The organism is Halosolutus sp. DAT137 (assembly GCF_059736405.1).
In genome coordinates, this window is the sequence record NZ_JCAQID010000017.1 from 1 (window position 1) to 15,836 (window position 15,836).

12 protein-coding genes, 1 tRNA gene, 1 rRNA gene and 2 pseudogenes are annotated in these 15,836 nt (G+C 58.5%); 8 read left to right on the forward strand and 8 right to left on the reverse strand.

The genetic code is table 11. The annotated features are described in order from the left end of the window. Together rrf and AC6I6L_RS20460 are read left to right on the forward strand one after the other, a co-directional pair. Nucleotides 1-113 (forward strand): 5S ribosomal RNA (gene rrf, locus AC6I6L_RS20455); the annotation flags it as partial. Between the two features lie 114 nt (nucleotides 114-227). After that, nucleotides 228-303, forward strand: a tRNA-Cys gene (locus AC6I6L_RS20460). A gap of 103 nt (nucleotides 304-406) precedes the next feature. On the opposite strand, the gene AC6I6L_RS20465 is transcribed toward AC6I6L_RS20460, so the two are convergent. From AC6I6L_RS20465 to AC6I6L_RS20475, 3 genes are read right to left on the reverse strand one after another with little or no spacing between them, the layout of a single operon-like run. Beyond that, on the reverse strand, nucleotides 407-670 hold the full coding sequence (locus tag AC6I6L_RS20465) for a DUF8150 family protein (protein ID WP_497919631.1): 264 nt from the start codon (nucleotides 668-670) through the stop codon (nucleotides 407-409). Then, nucleotides 648-977: a hypothetical protein gene (locus AC6I6L_RS20470; RefSeq protein WP_497919632.1), complete on the reverse strand. Its 330-nt coding sequence runs from the start codon at nucleotides 975-977 to the stop codon at nucleotides 648-650. The genes AC6I6L_RS20465 and AC6I6L_RS20470 overlap by 23 nt, the downstream gene beginning before the upstream one ends. Beyond that, entirely contained in the window at nucleotides 952-1,476 is a 525-nt protein-coding gene (locus tag AC6I6L_RS20475) for a hypothetical protein (RefSeq protein ID WP_497919633.1), read from the reverse strand. Before AC6I6L_RS20475 ends, AC6I6L_RS20470 begins: the two co-directional genes overlap by 26 nt. Here AC6I6L_RS20475 and AC6I6L_RS20480 point away from each other — a divergent pair. After that, nucleotides 1,408-2,664 carry an RNA-guided endonuclease TnpB family protein gene (locus AC6I6L_RS20480; RefSeq protein ID WP_497919634.1) on the forward strand — a complete coding sequence of 419 codons (1,257 nt, stop codon included), beginning with the start codon at nucleotides 1,408-1,410 and terminating at the stop codon, nucleotides 2,662-2,664. The genes AC6I6L_RS20475 and AC6I6L_RS20480 overlap by 69 nt on opposite strands. Before the next feature lie 13 nt (nucleotides 2,665-2,677). Here the strand turns inward: AC6I6L_RS20480 and AC6I6L_RS20485 are convergent. Both AC6I6L_RS20485 and AC6I6L_RS20490 read right to left on the reverse strand, forming a co-directional pair. Further along, a pseudogene (locus AC6I6L_RS20485) lies at nucleotides 2,678-2,947 on the reverse strand (SWIM zinc finger family protein); the annotation flags it as partial. A gap of 227 nt (nucleotides 2,948-3,174) precedes the next feature. Next, a complete protein-coding gene (locus tag AC6I6L_RS20490; RefSeq protein ID WP_497919635.1) occupies nucleotides 3,175-5,598 on the reverse strand; it encodes a PAS domain S-box protein in 2,424 nt (807 codons plus the stop codon). A 625-nt stretch (nucleotides 5,599-6,223) separates the two neighbouring features. Between AC6I6L_RS20490 and AC6I6L_RS20495 the strand changes: the two are divergent. Beyond that, nucleotides 6,224-6,514, forward strand: a pseudogene (locus tag AC6I6L_RS20495) (winged helix-turn-helix domain-containing protein); the annotation flags it as partial. A gap of 933 nt (nucleotides 6,515-7,447) precedes the next feature. Here the strand turns inward: AC6I6L_RS20495 and AC6I6L_RS20500 are convergent. Beyond that, nucleotides 7,448-8,038, reverse strand: coding sequence for an SRPBCC family protein (locus AC6I6L_RS20500; RefSeq protein WP_497919636.1), 591 nt, complete (start codon nucleotides 8,036-8,038; stop codon nucleotides 7,448-7,450). A gap of 255 nt (nucleotides 8,039-8,293) precedes the next feature. On the opposite strand from AC6I6L_RS20500, the gene AC6I6L_RS20505 reads away from it, so the two are divergent. From AC6I6L_RS20505 to AC6I6L_RS20520, 4 genes are all read left to right on the forward strand, one after another. After that, entirely contained in the window at nucleotides 8,294-9,028 is a 735-nt protein-coding gene (locus AC6I6L_RS20505) for an SDR family NAD(P)-dependent oxidoreductase (protein WP_497919637.1), read from the forward strand. 243 nt (nucleotides 9,029-9,271) lie between these two features. Continuing rightward, entirely contained in the window at nucleotides 9,272-9,742 is a 471-nt protein-coding gene (locus AC6I6L_RS20510; RefSeq protein ID WP_497919638.1) for an Lrp/AsnC family transcriptional regulator, read from the forward strand. Nucleotides 9,743-10,073: 331 nt separating this feature from the next. After that, nucleotides 10,074-10,679, forward strand: a complete 606-nt coding sequence (gene rdfA, locus AC6I6L_RS20515) for a rod-determining factor RdfA (RefSeq protein WP_497919639.1) — start codon at nucleotides 10,074-10,076, stop codon at nucleotides 10,677-10,679. Continuing rightward, a complete protein-coding gene (locus AC6I6L_RS20520) occupies nucleotides 10,676-12,535 on the forward strand; it encodes an archaea-specific SMC-related protein (protein ID WP_497919640.1) in 1,860 nt (619 codons plus the stop codon). The genes rdfA and AC6I6L_RS20520 overlap by 4 nt, the downstream gene beginning before the upstream one ends. 93 nt (nucleotides 12,536-12,628) lie before the next feature. Here the strand turns inward: AC6I6L_RS20520 and AC6I6L_RS20525 are convergent, their stop codons facing one another. Both AC6I6L_RS20525 and AC6I6L_RS20530 read right to left on the reverse strand, forming a co-directional pair. Next, entirely contained in the window at nucleotides 12,629-14,131 is a 1,503-nt protein-coding gene (locus AC6I6L_RS20525) for an aldehyde dehydrogenase family protein (protein ID WP_497919641.1), read from the reverse strand. Nucleotides 14,132-14,321: 190 nt separating this feature from the next. Beyond that, entirely contained in the window at nucleotides 14,322-15,245 is a 924-nt protein-coding gene (locus tag AC6I6L_RS20530; protein ID WP_497919642.1) for an ABC transporter substrate-binding protein, read from the reverse strand. Between the last annotated feature and the right edge of the window lie 591 nt (nucleotides 15,246-15,836).

A 15,836-nucleotide genomic window follows, 5' to 3' on the forward strand; every position in this document is an offset into this window, starting at 1 on the left:
CAGAGCGGCGGGGTTCCTCCCGTACCCATCCCGAACACGGAAGATAAGCCCGTCTGCGTATTGGGGAGTACTGGAGTGGGAGACCCTCTGGGAAATCCGATTCGCCGCCTCCACTCATACTCAACCCCATACAGCACCGGCTGTGTGGGGTTTTTGCGTATATAGACGGCACGCGACCTGTGCCGTACCGCTACGCTTAAACGAACGCAGTGATAAGATTCGGTTGCGCCAAGGTGGCAGAGTCCGGCCGAACGCAGCGGCCTGCAGAGCCGCCCACCGCCGGTTCAAATCCGGCCCTTGGCTCTTATACGTTACCCTAAAGCCCAAGACGACACATCTCGGCAGCTCCCCTTATTTCGGGACGCTATGTATGGTTCTTGAGATAAATCTCCTGCGAGGAGATTGTCTACTTCGAATCGGCGTTGGATTCGTCGCTCGCTTTGAGAATCTCCGCTGCTACGTCTTCTACGTGCTGCTGGTGATCTGCCGACATCTGTACGCTTTGGGCCGCATCGAGTTGGTCGTTGACGACGGCGTTCTGTTGTGGTCCCCACGTCTCCGGCGGCTCGGAGTCGATGTATTCGACCCAGCGCTTGATGCCTTCGATGCGCTGCTCACGGTTGCGTTCATGCTTCGTGTTGAGGTGCTCATGCGCGTTTGAGTCGCTCATATTCGGCTTCGACGTCGAGTCGCGTTACCCACTCTTCGAGGCGGGACACACTAAGACTTTCCTCGAAAAGGGTGTAGAGGTGAACCGCATCCTCGATGTCTTTCTGTGCTCCGAGGTGGAGTTTGTAGGCGATCTGGAGTTCTAACGGTCCAATCGAGATAGCTTCGCCACCGATTCGGGCCGTGATTGCATTTTCGAGGGATGTACGGTCGAACTCATCGCGCGCAAATTTGACTTCGAGATGCGGCGTAACCTGGTTCTCTGGAGCGACCCAAATGTTGTCACCGTTGTCGAGCATCTCGTACATTGAAGGGAGCGGCATCGCTGGGCCCCAGAACCCTTTCCTGTCGAGCGTCTCCGCGAGTTCGTCTGCAGTCTCTTCGTCGATCTGTTCGATGAGGACATCGACGCCTCTCGTTGTCGTCGATTTCCTCGAACAGCGCGCGATAGACCGTCGCGGCTTCCAGGTAGCGTTCGCGCTCGTGGTATTGCTCAGCCAGCGCGAAGAAATGTGAGAAGTCGATGGCGTCGGTAACGACCGGGTAGTCCTGTGTGTCTCGGTCAAACAGGTGCTCGATTTCGGCGCGATACTCCTCGACAGATTTGCCGGTATCGCCAAAGCGTGCGAGGAACTGATCATGGAGATCCGGATGTTCGGTGAGCGTGTCGCGTAGGAATGCTCGAAGATCGTCGGCTGAGACGTTTTGGAGTACTGGCTCTACAGATTTTAAGGCAGAGTGCCTCGGAGTCGTTCGGAAATCTCCGATTACCGTGATGACGAGCGACTTCTCTCTGAGGCCTACCACGAAGCCCGATGGGTGTACAACCAGACCATCCGTTTAGCCACGAATGGAACGGACTGGGATGACATCTCGCCCCGTCTCGAAGACGAGGCAGACCTCGTAAAGAACACCACGCAACGAGTCGTCGCAAAGTCGTTGGACGCACTTCACCAGTCCTATGACCGCGACGATCACAACACGCCCAGTCACGAGAAGACTGGCCCGTACCCGTTACGGATGAACTTCACCGAGGGGTACAACCTCACACTTGAAGACGACGAGATACACTACCGTATCAGTCCCAAACCGTACAATCCAGTCAATGGCATACTTCGTGGTTCACCTGACCACCTCGAACTCCTCGAACAAGCCCTCGAAAGCGACGAGTGGCATGTGGGAACCGCTGAAGCGATGACTCGCAACGGCAAACACGAAATCCACGTCAACGTTACCCATCTCGAAGCGACTGTCAGCGACAAATACGACACTCGAACCGTCGTAGGGGTGGACATCAACGAGGACTGTGTAGCACTCGTTGCTCTCCGTGACCACGACGTTTTTGAGTCGGAGGTCATCGACTACCCCGAAATCAGGCGGGAGCGTCACCGCTACTTCACGATGCGAAAGCGGATGCAGAACGTTGGACAGACCGCGTTCGACCAAGGGTTTGAGGACAAAGAAGAACGCTACATTCACGGCCAACTCCATCACGTTTCACGGCGGGTTGTGGAGTGGGTTCAGCAGTTCGAGTCGCCGCTCGTTGTGTTTGAAGACCTCAAGCATATGCGAGACTCCATTGACTACGGCACTCGAATGAACCGTCGGTTGCACTCCTTACCGTTACACAAACTCCGTTCGTTCGTCGCGTACAAAGCGGCGTTCGAGGGGATTCCGAGCGATGACATCGACCCGGCGTACACCAGCCAATCGTGTTCTTTTACTGGGTGTGAGCATACGGCTCGATCAAATCGGCGGAAGAAGCGGTTCAAGTGCAGCGCATGTGGTCGGCAAGACCACGCTGACCGGAACGCGGCGGTGAATATTGCGAAGAAGGAGTTGGAGTCGTTGAATCGAAATGTGCCTGCTCTCAAGACGTTGCCGACTGTTCGGAAACTGCGACAGCAGGCATCGGGCTATGTGAATCAGCCGACTGTGACCCACCCGACCGTTCGAGGCTATCAGGCCGATGGTCGAGTGGGTGTGTCTGAGTAACCCACGAAAAGCCTCGGGGCAGGTCGGCGGCGACGTCAAGCAACACCGCGATAACGTGTTTGCATTCGCCAGCGCCATCGTAGGGACACGTACATCGGGCGTCGATGGTGTTTTCTCCTCGTTCAATGGTCACGTCGTATGGAGACGATCCTTGCACGGCAGCGGTGACGGCATCGTCGAACCGTTCGATTCCCTGGGCGCGTCCCTCGTTGCGGTACTTCTGTCCTCGCTCGAACACGGGGTCAGTACACAGATCTCGGATGGTCTTTTCGTCGATGTTCATCTACCGAGGAGTACTGTGGATATGGGGTCATTTCGTCCCCTCGTCGTGTGGATGGGCTCCATCATACTCAACTGCCGTCCCTGAACCAGTAATACCGCGCCTTCGGCTTATTAGTGTCTGTCCGATTGTGAGTGCGACGTTCGAACCGTTGTTTCAGCTACGGCGATCGGTTGCGGACGAGGAACCGACTCATTTCGGGAACCGTGTCCGGTTGTGCTTCCGGTCGGTCAGAGGTGTTGGCTATCGGTAGGATTCGGTTCGTGCCCCTTCGCTGGCACCGCAACATTGAATCGGGCACCGCCGAGGGTGCTTTCGGTTGCGTCGATCGTCCAGCCATGTGCTTCGGCGATGGTTTCGGCGATGGCGAGTCCGAAGCCGGTCCCGTCGTTTGCTGTCGTGTAGCCGTACTCGAAGATGGCTTCGCGCTGGTCCTCGGGAATTCCGGGGCCGTCGTCGGCGACGAAGAAGCCGGCAGTGTCCGAACGGGTACCGACGCGTACCGAGACGGCGTCACCGCCGTGTTCGAGGGCATTCCGGTAGAGGTTCTCGAATAATTCCTGGAGCCGAGACGGGTCTGCCTCAACGACGGGGAGGTCGCCAACAGTGAGTGTCGCGTCGCCGGTTTCGACGGTCTCCCACGCGTTGCGAGCGACCTGTTCGAGGGCCGTCGGTTCGGTCGTTTCGAGATCTCTGCCCTGGCGAGCGAGGGTGAGGATGTCGTCGATCAGGTCGCCCATTCGTTCGAGTGATCTACTCGCCGGTTCGAGGTAGTCGATATCGTCAGCTTCCGTTGCGAGGTCGAGGTACCCCTCCGCGACCTGTAGCGGGTTGCGAAGATCGTGTGAGACGATCGCGGCGAACTCGTCGAGACGCTCGTTCTTTCGTTTGAGTGCCCGCTCGCGTTCTTTTCGGCCGGTAACGTCGGTGATAACGGCGACGGCACCGTGAATTCCGTCGGCTTGGTCGCTAATGGGGGCGACGGAGGCGCTCGCATCGAAGTACTCCCCGTTTCGACGGCGAAGGGTGAGTTCGACATCGGTGACGACGCCACCGTTGAACACGCGGGTGCTAATCTCCTGTAGTTGCTCCTGACTCTCGTCGGCGACGACGCGCAATTCGCTCCCGACGGCTTCGGTACGGGACCAGCCGAAGGTGGTTTCCGCAGCTGGGTTCCAGCGTTCGACGATCCCGTCGTTGTCGATCGCGATAATAGCAAGCGGCGAGGCCTCGATGAGTGTCTCGAACCGTTCCGTGGTTTCTGCGAGGTCGGTTTCGATCGCCTTTCGTCGGCTGATGTCTCGGATGACGCCAACCGAACCGCCACCGAGTCCCTCGAACGCAAACTCGATTGGTGCCTGGTAGGTCTCACAGGGGATTTGCGTGTTCGTCGCGGTTTGGATCGTTACTTCGACGGCCTCATCTGGGTCGTGTTCTTGAATTGGCGTCGGGGCGTCGGTGGCGAGGATATCGTCGAACGGTCGTCCAAGCAGATCGTCCGTTTCGTAGCCGAGAAACGAGGCACAGGGGTCGTTGACCATCACGAAGCGGTCGTCGTCGTCGAGGACGTAGACGCGATCGGCGACCGATTCGAAGATGGTTTTGAACCGTGCGAGTTGCTGTTCGCGGCGCGTTCGGTCGGTAACGTCCCGGATAACGACGAGACGACCGACAGTTCGGTCGAATCGGTTGGTAAACGGCGAGACCTGTACCTCGACGAATCGGCGGTCACCGTCGACGGTGAGCGAGAGTTCCTGCCAGTCGCGATTCTCGTCATCGTGGGCGACGCGGTCCCAGTCTTCGAGAACCGTTTCGATCGAGTGACCGACGAGGCTAGCTGACCCCGCCGTAGAGAGAAGTCGTTGGGCTTCGGGATTGGCGTCTCCGATCCGGTCGTCGTCGTCGAGGACGATGACGCCGTCGCCGAGCTGTTCGACGATCGTTTCGTGGGCCGCGGGGACGGGATTGAGCGTTTTGAATTCGTAGAGTCCGACGGTCAAAGCGGTGCCGGCAACCATCCAGCTCACAATGCTGATGTCTCGCGTCGCGGAAAAGCCGGCGCTTTGCATGACGTTCGTCACGTGAGGGGCGATCGCGGCAACGACGGCGGCCGTCACCCGCGTTCGATAGAGGTGGCGAGCCGAGAAGTAGAGTCTAACGAACACGAGACTCCCGGCGACCATCATGAGAAGTAAAAACGCGATGTGGGCGAACCAGAACGGCTGATTATCGACGATGATCAGCATGGCTGTTCCGGAGCCAAGCTCGTGATCTGGCACCTGAATCAGTTGTGCCCGAAACGGCGGAAACAGGAGCCCGATCGCCAGAAGCGCCGGTTCGAGTAGCAACAGCCCCACCAGTCGTTTCGTTCGCGTTCGGATGTACCCCGAATAATCGAGGGCGACGTAGACCCACAACACGGCGGTCAGTGACTGTGCGAGTAAGGCGATCTGAGCGGCTATCAGCTGGATTTCGAGATCAGTCGCGGCGATATCGAGTGCGTACCCGATGCCGCCAGCGGCGAGTGCGAGCTGAAAGTAGACGAGTGGGAGTGCGCCCGGTCGATCACGCTTGCGCCAGGCGACCCCGGCCAACACCACCATCGCCACTGACCCACCGGTCAGTAGTATCGAAAAGGGTGTTGGGGTGAGCATATACGTTTACATTCCGAACACTCCACCGTAATACTTGTTTGGGACAGTGGACGTGCGGGAACTGGCTGTAGCGGTCCGATCACTGGTGCAATGCTTCGATCTGAGTGCTGCAAGATGTTCACCGGAGCTGAAACGGACCGTATTCAGTCTCCGCGAGAACACGATCTCCTCGAACACCGATTTTCTTGCGATTCAGCGCCACGGGTCTGGGTTGTGCTCTATTGTTAGTTCCGATTCCCACCGGCGCGTTCGGACTGGCCGCTCGACCGCGAGAGGACAGTGAGATGGCTGCAGCTGTCATCGAGGACTGTGGGGTCGGAAAAATCGTGTTTCTCGATCGGTTGATTTCCAATATCGCCGTTGCCGAAGTCGACCACGGTTGCCGAAGCTAATCGTGAAGAGTACAACCGACAGTCGACGAATATTCGGAAAAAAGAGTGGATCCGTCCGCTCGAAGCGACCGCCTGACGGTGAGGGCGTTTTTTTGGGTATCTGGTCTGCCGGTAACTGCCATACGGCACTGTCTATCGCTGGCTCGAGTGACTCGACACCGATGAGGTATTTGAGCAGCCGTTACTGTTACTCAGAAATCTGGGAAGAACTGATTTATGATAGAATATAGTACCAATTTGAAGAACTCATCCACGAATCACCAGAGGAAGTTGGAACTGACGCGCCGGCGTGGACGACGACACTCGTCTAGCAGTCTCTTGACGAAACCTACGGAGTCGAGTACTCAATCCCGAGTTGCCGGCGGTTACTCAAAGAAGGAGGATCGAACTTCAAAAACCACGGCCCAGAGCCGCCGATCTGAAGCTGAGGAGCAAGCAGCGTTCCGTGTGGTGCACAAACAAAGCGGCGGGAGATGGACGCCACAGTAGTCTGTGTCAACCAAACCACAAAATCCGTCAGATTGAGAAGCTGGCAGTTCGTCGGTTTCGGTGTCGATACTCGACTCATAGGGATTATCGTAGCCAACTGGAAGTCTCGAAGCCTTCGGCGCTGTGTCTCGGTTCTTCAGAGGGAAACTATGAATTCCTACGATAATCCTATCAGAACTCCTCAGAGAAACGTTGGAAACGGACAATTGTGAACGCTGGAGCGTGAGCGGACGGCGACGTTCACGAGAGTCCTCTTTCGTGTAACGCATCAGAACGCAACGTGTTCTGCGGACGTCCGACAGAGCGTTTACCGTCCGGTTCTATGCGACCAGATATGAACTGGGGGAAACACAATCGATTCTCTTGGTGCTGAGCGTAGAACGCTTCTGTCAAGCCATCTTCCATCGAGTATGTGGGACATCTGACAGTGCTTGCGACCCACCAATACGACGCCGAGGTGAGTTGTCGTTTTCGGTCATCGTGGCTCCGATCTATCGTCGCCACTGACCGTCACTGCATACCCGATCGAACGACGAGAGCGTGGTTCGGAACGAACGGAGTGAGTGAGAACCACGGACGGCGAACGGGGAACGGATGTGACCCGTGAGCAACGGAATGAGTGAGAACCGCGTGGTTCGGAACGAACGGAGTGAGTGAGAACCACGGACAGTGCGATCAGTGTGTAATCCGTTTCAGTTGGTACTAGAACAGCCCCTGCTATCCGAAACTCTCAGATATAAAAGATATATTTAATTCAGAGATGTCCTGTCGTTACGGTCGACGGGACTCGTGCCCTCGAGCGGCGACAATCACGGACTCGGTAACTCGTGATAATTCTGAATTCGTACGATTGCCAGCATACTTTACGGGTGCAGTCCAGTCGAAAAATGGTGATCTACTGTTGTTCTTGTCACCTCAGGCCTTGCCGTCATCGCCAGGACGGTACGGTGGTAATCGTCGACGCTAATTCACAAGATCCCTCTGATCCGATCGCGCAGTCCGGATTCATTACTGACCTCCGACAATTCCTGCTCGATGTTTTTGAAGAAGCGATTGATGACGCGTTTGGCAACCGGATTGATCACGCGCTGTCCCATCTGAGCGACTCGACCGAAGACGTCCGTTTCGGCCCACCACTCGACGGTGACGCCGTCGTCGGTCTCTACGAGCGTCATCCCCGAATCCATCTCGAAGGAACTGTCCGACGCGTTCCCTCGGCCCGAGGCGTCCATGTCGGGGAACTCCCGACGATCGATCGTCACGACCGTTTCGAACCGCGGGTTGACGCCGCCGACGTTCATCTGCACCAGTGCCGCGTAGTGGCCGCCTTCCTCGAGCGCGCGCTCGGCAACGATTTCTGGGTCGGCTTCGGGCAGCGTCGGCGGATCGTCGTCAGTCACGTTCGCTTCGAGTTCGTCGAAGTCGGGGTTTTCGTCCGCGACCTCGACGAGGAACTGACAGCCCGGGAGCGCGTTCTTGATCATTACTGGATCCGAGAGCGCGAGCCACACTTCTTCGCTCGTTACGTCGTTCAGGGTAAATTCGCCGTTAAATTCCATCCGCTACTCCACCGTTGTTCGCCGCTGTGTGCTCATCATACGTTGTGCCTTGGGGTAACAAAGGAAATACCACATTAAAAACCCTTGCACCGTACGATCGGTTCGGTTTCGCCTGCTGTCTCACGTATCGAACGATATCGTGCGCATACCTCACTGAGTCGTCATTGTGGACCGTCGCGAGCGCTCTGTTGTCCGCCCCGCTTTTCTAGTTCCGCGTTCCCCACTTTGATATTCGTCGGAGTAGTGTGTACTGACATGACGCTTGGAGACCAGACCCTACTGATCGTTTCGGGAACGTCCGACTCGGGGAGCGCGCTTGCGCGCACTGTCGCCGAGGCGGGCGGGACCGTCGGTTTCACGTACAACAGCGGCGAAGACGAGGCGGAGACGCTCCTCGAAGATCTCGCGGGCGACGAGCACAAGGCTTGGCAGTGCGATGTTACGGATCCGAACGCGGCGTCGTCGGTCGTTGAGGCGGCGTTCGATGCCCTCGGCACCGTCGACGGCCTCGTCTACACCGTCGGGGTGATCAGTCGCAGTCCGGTCGTCGAGACCGACGACGGGAGCTGGCGGGACCACTTCGACGCGAACGTTACGGGCGCGTTCAACGTACTCAAGGCAGCGGGTCCGCAGTTCGAGGAGCAAGGGACGGGTGCGATCGTCGCGCTCGCCGCATCCGAGGGTATCCTCAGAAGTACCGACCTGTCCGCATACGACGCCAGCAAGCAGGCGTTGATTGCGCTCGTTCAGGAGACGGCCCGCGAACTCGGTCCTGCGGGCGTCCGGGCGAACGTCGTTTCGCCTGGATTTATCAGAGATCCCGACGCGCTCTCCGAGGACGCGACGCAGGAACTTCTCGACCAACAACCCTACAAGCGGTTGACCACCCCCCAGGAGATCGCGAACGCCTGTCTCTTCCTCTGCTCGGATCTGGCGGCGACGACGACCGGTGCCGTCCTCCCGGTCGATTCCGGGCTGGGCCTCGAGTAGTTCGAGCACCTCATCGATCGGCGTGGCGACGACCGTTCGGCTACGTCCGTACGTTCTCGCGGAACGGAGTCTCGAACGTCTCCTTACTAGGGCGTATCGGTGGCTGAAACGCCGTTCTCCGGCAGGACCGCGTAACGTAGACGGTGGTGGATGCAACCCTTTGGTTCGATAGTGAGACATACTCGTTTGCTATCTCGCGCGAGGACGGGCAGATTTATTGTTCGAGAATAAATATCTCTACCCATGACCCAAGAACTCAAAGGGCTGGACGAAATCGATCGCACGATCCTTCGGATTCTGGCGCAGGACCCGCGAACACCGTATTCGGACATTGCTGACCAGCTCAATGGTGAGGGATACGAGATGAGCGGCGAGGGAATTCGCTACCGGGTTTCGAAGCTGTTCGAGACGACGTCGATTCTCTTGCTCACTGCGCCCAAGCAACACGGCTGGGAGGTCGTGCGACTGTTCATCTCCGTCGCCGATCAGCCTGATGCCAAACAGGAGACGTTCGAGAGCCTTTCGGATCTCGGGATCTGGATGAGCTGTCGCGGCATCGGTTCGTTCGACCTGTACGGTGTTGCGACTGCCCAGTCAAATCGCGAGGCCGACGAATTGATTCACAACGCCCGCAGCCTCGAATGGGTCTCGAACGTCGAGTACATGATCGAAACGGATCGAGAGACGAAGATCGATAACTACCTCTCGCTCTAGCCATCGCATCACCTGCTGCAGTCTCCCTTTCGGTGTCCAGCTGCCGATCGTTCGCCCTTGTGACTTGGGCTCGTTCTCCGTCGTTCTCCCGCTACTTGCTCGCCGTAGCGCTCCCGTTCGTCCGTAATTCTTCGAGGCCCTGGCACGCTGATTGTTTTTTCGTCGGTCAAATCACTCGATAACGCGGTATCCGGCTCGATCGTCGAATACCGACTCCGTCGTGTCTGCCAGGGGAACATCAGCGATCGAGTCTGACAGAACACGAATGATATCTTTCTTTTGCAATTGAATACAGCCATATTTTTGGTGATGCAGCCGATACTCGCAACGTATGGAACAGGACTATGGTTGCAAGGTTTGCCGTGTTCTCGCGGAACATGGTCTAGAACACTACGACGACCGGTTACTCGAGGAATGGCGGGGTGAACGGTCGAAGCGAAAAGGGTATAGACAGCTAGCTCGCTGGCTCAACGTCTCGCTGTTGCGACGGGAGATGGACAAAGCTGGCCTGTCGACGCTCGGGAACGAGGCCGAATCGAAATACGACCGACTTCGGGCAGACGGAACGACTGCCACGGAAGTCGCGTCAATGCTCAAACGCGAGGGTATCGACGTGGAGCGCCTTCAGACGGATTTTGTCTCCTACGGTGTCATCCGTACGCATCTGCTCGAGTGTCTCGACGCCGAGTACGAACGGCCGACGTCAGGCAACTGGGAACCGGACGCGATCGGGATCGCTCGCGACCACGCCGAAGAGAAGATCACGTCGGCGGTCCGATCGCTCGAACGCAAGGGACAGATCGAGGGCAGCGACGACCTCTCCGTCCATATCGACGTCGAGATCGAGTGCGAGGAGTGTCAGACGCGCGTTCCGCTCCACCGAGCGCTTCGGCGCGGAACCGTCTGTGACTGTCCCGGAGTGGAGGTGACCGGATGACTCGTCTTTCCCTCTCCGTCGAGAACGTCGGCGGAATCGACGATTTCGAGTGCTCGTTCTCCGACGATCTCGGCGTCGTTACCGGCCCGAACTCCTCGAACAAGACGTCGTTGCTCGAAGCGATCGCCTTCGGTCTCGGCCGGTCGACGGTCCCGATCAAAAACGACGCGGAAACCGCACGCGTCGAACTCACACTCGACGACCGGACGGTGGTTCGGACGGCCGAAGAGACGAGTACTGGAGTGCAGATCAGCGGTGAGTCCTGGCTCCAACACGAGGATGACATCTCTCTGTTCGAGCAGTTCGCCTGCCAGTTCGAGTTCAGCACCGTTCGGGCAGCGGTTCGCAACGACGAGAACTTCGAGACGGTGCTAAAGGGACCGATGAACATCGACGCTCTCGAGGACGAACGCGAGCAGAAGCTCATCCGAAAGAACGAACTCGAGCGCGAGATCGGTGCGCTCGACGACGTCGAGGAGCAGATCGAGGAGCGCAAGCGAACCCTCGAATCGAAACGGGAGACGGCCGCGGAACTGGACACGGAACTCGAAGACCTCCGCGCCCGACAGCGCGAACTCACCGATGACGACGAACTGGAGGAACTCCGCGACGAGCGCTCCCGGATCATCACCAGACGCCAGGAGTACCGCGACCAGATCGACGACTACGAGGATGCGATCGACCAGCTCGAAGATCAGATCGACGACCTCGAGGCGGAACTCGAGGCGGCTCGCGAGGATGTCGAATCGAACGACGTGGAGTCACTGCGCGCCGAACGAGAAACCATTCAGGAGGAACTCCGAGAGATTACCGACCGAATCGACATATTGCAGTCGGTACTGACGGCGAACCGAGAGGTGCGTTCCTCGTCGTACACCAGCGCACTCGGCCGCCAGCACAGTCTGACCGAGGATACGGTTACCTGCTGGACGTGCGGTCAGGAAGCCTCGGAAACGGATTTCGACGACGCGATCGAGGATCTCACCGAGCTGATCGAAGCGGACAAGGAGCGCCGTGGGAAACACCGGCCCAGGCTGCGTGAAATCGACGAGCAAATCTCGGCTGCGAAGGATGCCGAACGGCGAGTGTCTACCCTCGAGTCAGAGCTCCAGTCAGTCGAACAGCGCCGTCAGAGTCGTGAGGAGTCTCTCGAGACCAAGCGCCAGCAACTCGCGGAGATCGAAGCCGAATTGGAGACCGTCGAGGAACGACTCGCTGCGAAGGAGTCCGAGCGGGAAAGCGAGACGAGCGACCTCACGGACGAAATCGAGTCGACGCGAGTCGACCTTCACAGCATTCGGTCAGAGATCTCACGACTCGAGGACGCGATCGAAGATCTCGAGGAAAAACACGCCGAACGGGAGCGCAAACGTGAGGTGGTCGACTCTCTGCGCGAGGAGATCCGGACCCTCACCGAACGCATCGAGAACCTCGAACAGCGGCTTAGAGAACAGTTCAACGAGGCGATGGACGAACTGATCGATCTACTCGGCTACGAGACGATCGATCGGGTGTGGCTCGATGGCAACTACGACCTGATCGTCGCCCGTGAGGTCACTGGCGTCACGCAACAGGATACGGTCTTGCACCTCTCGGAAAGCGAGCGAGAGATGGTCGGTCTGGTGCTCGCACTGGCTGGGTATCTGGCCTACGACGTCGCTGACGCGGTCCCGGTCTTGCTCATCGACACGCTCGGCGCATTCGATGCTGATCGCGCGAGCAGCCTCCTCGAGTACTTCGCCAACGAATCGCCGCTCTTGGTCACCGCACTTTTGCCCGACAACGAGGCGGCCCTCGCTGAAACCGACCTCGAGTACGACGGCGTCAACCCATCCCGGCTCCCGATCGAAAACTAACGGTCCGGGTCCGGCGTTTTCGGTTCTCGTGTGGGTGCTCACGTCGTCTCGGGGGCGCTCGTGGCTGTCAGTTTCCGGGTACGACCGTGACCGTCAGTTACCGCCTGCGAGCGTGAGATCGTCGCCGAACTCGATGTTGATGTTCTTTACGCGGGTGTGGTCGAGCAGTTCCGAGATGTCTTCCTTGTTGCCGATGCCGCTTTGCTTGTAGCCGCCAAACGGCGCGCCGATGTAGTGGCGGCCGTGCTGGTTGATCCAGATGTAGCCTGACTCAACGTCGTCGGCGGTGCGGTGGGCGATGTTGAGGTCGTTCGTCCAGACGCTCGCGGTGAGTCCGAATTCGGTGCTGTTCGCGATCTCGATCATCTCGTCGTAGTCGCTCCAGCGCATCACCGAGAGCACCGGTCCGAACGTTTCCTCGTGTGCGATCGTCATGTCGGGATCGACCTCGAAGACGGACGGCTTGAGGTAGTAGCCGACGTCGTAGTCGTCGACGGTTTCGCCGCCGAACAGGACTTTCGCGCCTTCGTCTTTCGCGATGTCGATGTAGCGACAGACCTTCTCGAACTGGGGCTTCGAGACGACCGATCCCATCGTGTTCGACTCGTCGAACGGGTCGCCGACCGTGACCTCCTCGAGACGCTCGATCAGCGGCGGGACGATCGCGTCGTAGGCCTCGTCGTGAACGAGCAGTCGGGTTCCGCTCCCGCAGGACTGGCCCTGCCAGGGGAGTGCCATCGCCCCCTGAAGGCCGTCGAGGACTCGCTCCATGTCCGCGTCGGGGTAGACGATAAACGGGTTCTTCCCGCCCAGTTCGAGGAGGACGGGCGAGAGGTTCTCGGCGGCGCCTTTCATGATCTTTTTCCCCGTTTCGGGGCTGCCGACCATCGAGATGAGCCGCACGTCAGGGTGCTGGACGAGGTTCGCCCCGGTTTCTCCGAAGCCGGTGATGACGTTGATCAGCCCCTCGGGGAACAGCCCGGATTCCTGGACGAGGTGTCCGATGTACAGCGCGGACAGCGGGGTGAACTCGGACGGTTTGATCACGACCCCGTTGCCAGCGACGACCGCTGGCGCGATCTTCTCGGCGACGAACATCGTCGGGTGGTTAAACGGGATGATACCCGCGACGACGCCGTACGGCTCACGCTGCGTGAAATTGTGGTTGTTCGCTCCCGTCGGGATCGTTTCGCCTTTGAGTTCGCTCGCGAGACCGGCGTAGTACCGGAGGTTTTGTACGCCCTTTTCCGTATCGAACTTCATTCGAGAGATGCTGCTCCCGTTATCCGCGACGTCGATGTTCGTCAGTTCGTCTTGATGGTCGAGCAGGAGGTCCGCGAACTCCTCGACCCGTTTGCGGCGCTCGAAGACGTCGAGTTGGCGCCACTCCTCGCTCGCTCGGTCCGCCGCTCGCACGGCGTTGTCTACCTGATCTTTCGTCGCGATCGGTACGTCGGCCAGAATTTCGCCCGTCGACGGACATTCGTTCTCGAAGGTTTCGTCGCTCGAAACGAACTCGCCGTCGATCAGCATCCGATCTTCGATCTCGAGAGAGATACGTTTCCCTGACAACGTCTCTAGGTCTCGCTGGTACATGCTACAAGATACTCTCACCCGACATTATATAGCAGTTGTGCTACCACCACACACCGGGCTTCGAGCGGCGGTCCACACGGGTTCCGAGTCAGCGATTCGGAGCGAGGGCCGTCGGCTTCTACCGAGTGCCGTCTACTGTCGACGATCACCGACGGTCGAGGGCAATCGTCTCGTTCCCGGAACGCCCTCCTCACTCGAGCGGCGGAAACAGGCGCTCGTCTGCGATCGGCGGCGTTTCGAAAACGCCGTAGCGGTCGGCGTACTGCATCCAGTCGCGAACGTTCCGTCGCTGGTCGTCGTCGAGGACGAACGGACAGTCGACGCCGTCGGTAACGCGGCGGAGTGCCTCGACCGTCCGTTCTCCCTCCCACTCGCCCGAGTCGGCCTCCGCTATGAACGCGGCGAGAACGTCGTCTCGGTGTTCGTCGCGATACGCACGCGACGCCCGGAGCGCCTCGAGGAACGCTTCGATCCGATCGGGGTCCTCGTCGTACAGGTCGCGATCGACGCAGATCAGGTGGACGAGGGGCTGGTAGCCGGTGAGCGCAGCCCACTCTTCGCCCATGTCGTAGAGGAGTCGATAGTCGGGGTCCTCGCGTCGCCCCCAGTACCAGTCGTTGATCCGTTCTACGGCGTCGATATCACCGTCTCGCATTCGGTCGGCCAGCCCCTGATGAGTGTCGACGACCCACTCGACGGCGTCGAGATTCACGTCGAACCGGTCCTCGAGGATCGCTTTGTGATAGGTCATCGCCAGCGATCGATCGTGGATGCCGACTCGTCGACCCTCGAGATCACGCGGCTGCTCGATATCGGAATCCGTGCGAACGAAGGTGCCGTTCCCACGGTGGTACGTGAGGCCGGCCGCGACGGCAAGTGGATCTGTCGGAACGACATCGGTGTGGCTCACCTGCTTCGACGTGACGTACTTTCCCATCGACATCGTCGTCGCGTCGAGGTCGCCCGAGAGGAGCAACTGATCTTTCTGCGGCGAGTGGTTGTGTTCGACGCGGACCGCACCTCGTTCAGGTTGTACCACCCCCGTTTCGAGTGCGTAATAAAACTGTCTGGTGTTGTAAAACGGCGTCGTACTGAATCGCAGCGTCTCACTCATACGAGAGAATCCGTACTCGAGGTGAAAAACCTAGCGTTGGCGTCACTCGCTACCGTTGCCGAGGACAGAGTGAGGCGAGGTTGGAAACGTCGAGAACACAGTACGGGGGTATCACGGGGAGTACGAATTTCACCGCGACAGTCATCGAGACTGGAACCGGTCCTTTCGCCCCGTCGCCATCGACGGCCAAGTCGAGACAAACTGTGTGGTTTGTACACGAGCATCACAATATGGCAGGTGGATTCAAAAAGCGTGTGCTACACCCATATTCCTTCATTTAATCTCCTCTTTCAGCCAATCGGAATAACGGACTAAGTATGTTATTCGTAACTCATTGCTCAGGAATGACACGTTCGATCTTCCCGCTGCGATCGGTACACAGCGCCAGAAAATCGCACCTCGTGGCGGGAAACTGGATGAGTGGGAGACACAAGTTATATTATCGATGGAACGGTAGCTACCGGGTGTATGTCAGTAGACCTCGTGGTCAAAGACTGTACAATCGTGACTCCGGACGGACTAATTGGTCCGAACGCCGGAGTTGCGGTTGAAGACGGGAAGATTGTCGCTCTCGCAGCGGACGATCAACTC